The organism is Pedobacter sp. ASV12 (assembly GCF_016429155.1).
Classification (GTDB): Bacteria; Bacteroidota; Bacteroidia; order Sphingobacteriales; family Sphingobacteriaceae; genus Pedobacter.
In genome coordinates, this window is sequence record NZ_JAELUC010000166.1 from 1 (window position 1) to 2,475 (window position 2,475).

Annotated in this window: 4 protein-coding genes; all 4 read right to left on the minus strand. The window is 40.6% G+C overall.

Annotation, left to right across the window (positions count from 1 at the left end; genetic code table 11):
- Positions 1–595: aminotransferase class I/II-fold pyridoxal phosphate-dependent enzyme (locus JHD69_RS19470; RefSeq protein ID WP_199142004.1), on the minus strand; the 595-nt coding region annotated here is incomplete at its 3' end.
- Positions 588–1,196 (minus strand): acetyltransferase, encoded by a 609-nt coding sequence (locus JHD69_RS19475; protein ID WP_199142005.1) that lies wholly within the window; start codon positions 1,194–1,196, stop codon positions 588–590. The genes JHD69_RS19470 and JHD69_RS19475, both read right to left, overlap by 8 nt.
- A complete protein-coding gene (locus JHD69_RS19480) occupies positions 1,196–1,798 on the minus strand; it encodes a sugar transferase (RefSeq protein ID WP_199142006.1) in 603 nt (200 codons plus the stop codon). Before JHD69_RS19480 ends, JHD69_RS19475 begins: the two co-directional genes overlap by 1 nt.
- On the minus strand, positions 1,791–2,396 hold the full coding sequence (locus JHD69_RS19485) for a glycosyltransferase family 4 protein (protein WP_199142007.1): 606 nt from the start codon (positions 2,394–2,396) through the stop codon (positions 1,791–1,793). The genes JHD69_RS19480 and JHD69_RS19485 overlap by 8 nt, the downstream gene beginning before the upstream one ends.
- Positions 2,397–2,475: the final 79 nt, after the last annotated feature.

Here is a 2,475-nt window from a genome sequence, read left to right on the forward strand (position 1 = left end):
CGCCACCAGAAGTTGTGATTATTTTATTACCATTGAAAGAAAGGCAAGCCATTTCGCCAAAGGTACCGCACTTTTGCTTATTAATATGAGAGCCGAGCGCCTCTGCCGCATCTTCTAGAACAGGAATTTCATAGTGTTCTGCAATAGCTAAAATCTCCTCCATTTTAGCCGGCATTCCGTATAAATGAACGGGTAAAATTGCTTTTGGCTTTTTGCCTTTTGCTATTCTGTCCTTTATAGCCTCCTCTAAATATACTGGAGACATATTCCAGGTATCTTCTTCAGAGTCAACAAACACAGGGGTGGCTCCTAAATAGGCTATTGGATTGGCTGAAGCAGAAAATGTCAGGCTTTGACAGATTACTTCATCGCCAGGACCTACCCCCATTAAAATTAAGGCCAAGTGCAGAGCACCAGTGCCCGAACTTAGTGCCGCCACATGAACACCGCCATTAAGATATTCTTTTAGATCATTCTCAAAACCAGTAACATTTGGTCCAAGTGGTGCTACCCAATTGGTATCAAAAGCTTCCTTCACATATTTTTGCTCTCCGCCACCCATATGTGGTGACGAAAGCCAGATTTTATTATTCATTTAAATTATATTTAATAATTCTACCTGGATTACCTACAACGACAGCGTAATCTGGCACATCTTTTATTACAACAGCACCCGCTCCAATGGTTACCCATTTTCCTATTTTTACTCCTTGAATAATGCTTGCTCCAATACCAATATGAGTGCCCTCACCAACTTCAACGGCACCTGCAAGTCCTGCCTGCGGAGAGATGTGTACAAAGTCTGCCACCCTGCAATCATGATCTATTGAGGCATTTGTATTAACAATAACATGTGCTCCTATTACCGCCCCGGCATTTATACTTGCATTTGGCATTACGACAGTGCCTTTCTCAATCATCGCAAATGAAGAAACTGAACTAGCGGAAGCTAAGGCAACGGCTTTTGTTCTTTGTAATTGCGCAGCTATTTTTTTTCTTATCAAATTGTTGCCAACTGCTATAATAAATTGCTCAATACCTAGCTCTTTAAAGTTAGCTAAATTGCCCTTTATGGGATAGTGTAAAAGCTGTTTGATTTGTAGGTTTTCATCCCAAACACCATCAATGTTATGCTTCGCAGACAATAGTATGTCTGCTACAACTTTGGCATGGCCACCAGCGCCTATAATATGCATCAGTTCCCTTTAAATTTTTCCATGGTTAGGGAGGTAGCCGAAGAGATACCTTCCCTTACAATTATTTTTTTAAAAGTTAACCATAGTATCTTCAAATCTAAAAAAAAGCTGAGATGATTTACGTACCAAACATCTAGTTTAAATTTTTCGTCCCAGCTGATGGCATTCCTTCCGTTAACCTGCGCCCAGCCCGTAATACCGGGCCTTGCTTCGTGCCTTTTAAATTGCTCTTTATTATAAAGAGGGATATACTCTGGTAATAAGGGCCGCGGGCCAACCAAACTCATATCGCCAATAATTACATTTAACAATTGAGGTATCTCATCCAAAGAACTTCTTCTTACAAACAAACCTAGCCTTGTCAAGCGCAGCTCATCTGGCAATAATTCTCCATTCTTTCCTCTTTTGTCATTCATGGTTTTAAACTTAATGATCTTAAAAAGCTTTGCATGGCGACCCGGCCTAACCTGGAAGAAAAACGGCTTCCCTTGATTTGCAAACATGAGCAACAGCATCACCAATACAAAGATCGGCGACAAGAGCACAAAGCCAACAGTGGCCAATAAAAAATCAAAGATATACTTAAAAAAATGTCTATACATTTGCGAACTCTTTTAGATAGTTGATATACCTATCTGCTAGCACTTTCCTATCGAAGTTTTGTTTAGCAAAGCTGTAACCTGCCTCTCCTTGGCGCTTGATCAATGCTGGATTATCCATGTAATGTCTTACTTTATGGGCAAAATCGTTGGCATCTTCGGGCTTCACAAAAATGCCCGCATCAGCTTCTTCAACCAAATCTCTCGACACCCCGTCTATGGCCATAAAAATAGGCTTTTTGCAGGCCATATAATCAAAGGTCTTATTAGAATATACCGTTTTAAAGGTTTCTACATTTTTTAATACCGAAGCCCCCATATCTGAGGCAAAGATATACTTAAAGACCTCCGCCTTGGCAACAGGATCTAAAAATAGCACATTCGAAAGCGACATGCTTTGAGCCAGCACTTTCAGTTGATTTTTCTGCATTCCTTGGCCAATGAGCACAAACAAAACATTGGTGTCTCTCAAAAGAGCTGCTGTTTCTAATACCTGATCCAGGTGATTGGCAACGCCGTGGGCACCCACATAAGTAATTACAAACTTGCCTGCCCACTGTTGCTGTTCCCTAAATTTCTCTACATCGAATGTATGCAACAAATGATCAGACAAGCTAAAATCTGCCGCATTTGGAATAAAGATAATCTTATCTTCAGGGACTGTCTCTTATACACATCTG

Excerpts from the sequence above, each read along its gene's own strand:
- JHD69_RS19475 (WP_199142005.1), bottom strand. The coding sequence starts at position 1,196 with ATGCATATTATAGGCGCTGGTGGCCATGCCAAAGTTGTAGCAGACATA.
- JHD69_RS19480 (WP_199142006.1), bottom strand. The coding sequence starts at position 1,798 with ATGTATAGACATTTTTTTAAGTATATCTTTGATTTTTTATTGGCCACT.